This window comes from Paeniroseomonas aquatica (assembly GCF_030409335.1).
Lineage (GTDB): Bacteria > Pseudomonadota > Alphaproteobacteria > Acetobacterales > Acetobacteraceae > Belnapia > Belnapia aquatica.
Genome location: NZ_JAUFPN010000273.1, coordinates 1 through 2,815, shown reverse-complemented (window position 1 = coordinate 2,815; position 2,815 = coordinate 1). Strand labels below are relative to the sequence as shown.

Sequence of the window (2,815 nt, the reverse complement as noted above, 5' to 3'; positions counted from 1 at the left end):
AAGGATTGTCGCCTAAATTACCGACTGCTGAGTAACGGCCAGTTCCCCGGACCGCTCCTCCGTTTACGCGAGGGCGAGGAGGCTGTGATCCGGGTGACGAACCGGATGCAGCAGTCCAGCAGCATCCACTGGCATGGCCTGATTTTGCCCGCGGCAATGGACGGAGCGCCTGGCTTTAGCACCGGCTTCGTGCGCGGGATTGGCCCCGGTGAAACCTTTGAGTACCGCTTCCCGGTCGTGCAGTCTGGCACTTACTGGTATCACGCTCACAACCTAGACCAAGAGCAGCGTGGCCTCTACGCGCCAATCGTCATCGACAAGCGCGACCCGGAGCCTTTCCGCTACGATCGTGAGCATGTCGTGCAGTTGTCGGAGTGGACGGACGAACGTCCGGCACGAGTGCTTCAGAACCTCAAACGCGATCCCAGCTACTACAATTGGAACCGTCGGACGCTGGCCGACCTGGTGCGGGACCTGAACCGTGCGCCGAATGCCGAGGCGCGGCAGGCCATTGTTCGCAACCGCATTGAGTGGGGCAACATGAGGATGGACCCCACAGACATCGCAGATATCTCTGGCGCGACCTACCGTTACCTCGTGAATGGATTTCGGCCCGAGACGCCCGCAACCCTGTTGTTCCGGCCTGGCGAGCGGGTGCGGCTTCGCCTCATTAACTCAGGCGCAATGACCTATTTCGATGTTCGAATTCCCGGTCTTAAGATGACGGTGGTGCAGGCAGACGGGAACAATATCCGACCTGTCGTCGTGGACGAACTGCGCATCGCTGTCGCCGAGACCTACGACGTCATCGTCGAGCCGCGCGAGGACAGACAATACCAGATCCTCGCTGAGACCATGGACCGCACCGGTTGGGCCAGGACGCGGTTGGCAACGCGGATGGATGCCCCCGTCGAAGCGCTGCCGTTACACCGCCCGAGGCCTGTCTTGACCATGGCTGACATGATGATGAACCCGGGACCCACAGGCCTCGACCGCGGCACCCTGGCACCCGAGCAGGACCAGCCTGGCCACGTGGCGCCCATGGGCGGCATGGATCATGGCGCCATGCCGTCTACGGGCGGCGGACAGCCGCAGGGTCAGGGTACTGCGCCAGCGATGGACCACGCCGCTATGGGGCACGGCGCCATGGCCGGGATGCCAAACACGAGCGGAGGACAGACCGGATCATCCGCGATGAATCACTCTGCCATGGGTCACGGCGCCCCAGCGCGGTCCGGCGCGCAGGGACCCGGCACTCCGGCCACGACGACGGTGGGCGGGATGGAAGCGCATGCCGGCCATGGCGGCATGGCGATGTCCGACCCCGTTGTCCACGATACCGGTGCCCCATCCGGCACTCGGGTGCTTTCCTACCGTGATCTGCGCCCGTTGCGTGCCGATCCGGAGTACAAAGCGCCAGACCGCGTCATCGAGGTGCGCCTGACTGGGAATATGGAGCGCTACATCTGGTCGATGAACGGCAACGAGTTCTGGCGTGCCCAGCCCATTGTTGCCCGCCTTGGTGAGCGCCTACGGATCCGCTTCATCAACGAGACTATGATGAATCACCCCATGCACCTACACGGGATGTGGATGGTACCAGACCTCGGTAACGGTGCCTTCAACCCGCGCAAGCATGTAGTGAGCATTAAGCCTGCCACGTCGCTAGATGTTGACGTCATCGTGGATGCCGAGGGTGATTGGGCATTCCATTGCCACCTCCTCTACCACATGGAGTCCGGTATGATGCGGACCTTCCGCGTTACCCGTGACGGCGCCCCAGTCGTGTCCGCCCCGCAACCCATGCAGGCCGCTATGCCTGCCGGGCATCGCCACTGATGTCACGGGAGCGCAGTATGACTTTCTCGATGTCGAAAGCCTTTGTTGCAGGCTTGCTTGTCACCACTCTCCCATTCTCGGTGGCATGGGCACAGGTGGGTGGTGGCCATGGCGGCCACGGGGCACCTGTGAGTTTAGGGACGAATCCGTCTGCCATCCAAAGCGCTAGGACGACGGCGGCGTCAGGCGCAGAAGATCACGCCGGACATGCGCCACTGTACTTCGGCGCTGTGCTGTTTGACCAAAACGAGATGCGCAGCAACGGCCGCGGTAGCCCAATCTATGCCTGGGAGGGTTCGGCCTTCTACGGCACTGACTACCACCGCGTTTGGGTGAACACACGTGGCGAGACGAGCCGGGAGCGTGGCGGCCTCGAACGGACCGAGGCGCAGGTGCTCTATTCGCGCTTGGTAGGTTACTACTGGGACCTCCAAGCGGGGGTGCGCCATGATTTCCGTATCGACCCGCACGAGGGTACGCCTTCGCGCACCTACGGCGCTTTCGGCCTTCAAGGATTGGCACCAGGCTTCTTCGAGGTGCAGTTACAAGGGTTCGTTGGAGGCAACGGGGTGTTCCTCGCCCGCGCCGCTGCATCCTACGACGTGCTCATCACCAACCGCATTGTATTGCAGCCTGAGGCAGAGCTGAATTTCTCGACCGGCTGGGACCGCGATGCTCTTATCGCGCCCGGTCTCTATCGAACTGAGATCGGACTGCGGCTGCGCTACGAGATTACTCGCGAGTTCGCACCCTACATCGGCTACTCTTTTGAGAGCTTCAACGGCGGCGCGACGGGATTAAACCGGCGCCTTGGGGAGAAGCCCTCGCAGTCGACAGTGGTGGCGGGAATCCGCCTCTTCTTTTAATGACCGCTGTCTCCGTGGGAAAGCAATGTCATATACCGTGACGGTAGTGAACACCTTCGCCCTCGTGCTTCGCGCTGTAAGCGTCGCGGCGGCAGCAGGGGCAGAATTGG

At 62.2% G+C, this 2,815-nt stretch carries 2 protein-coding genes; both read left to right on the top strand.

Features of this window, described 5'->3' with window-relative positions:
• Nucleotides 1–1,839, top strand: a 1,839-nt coding sequence (locus QWZ14_RS29325) for a multicopper oxidase domain-containing protein (protein WP_290320610.1), incomplete at its 5' end; no start/stop codon positions are given.
• A gap of 17 nt (nucleotides 1,840–1,856) precedes the next feature.
• On the top strand, nucleotides 1,857–2,705 hold the full coding sequence (locus QWZ14_RS29320) for a copper resistance protein B (RefSeq protein ID WP_290320609.1): 849 nt from the start codon (nucleotides 1,857–1,859) through the stop codon (nucleotides 2,703–2,705).
• Nucleotides 2,706–2,815 lie beyond the last annotated feature (110 nt).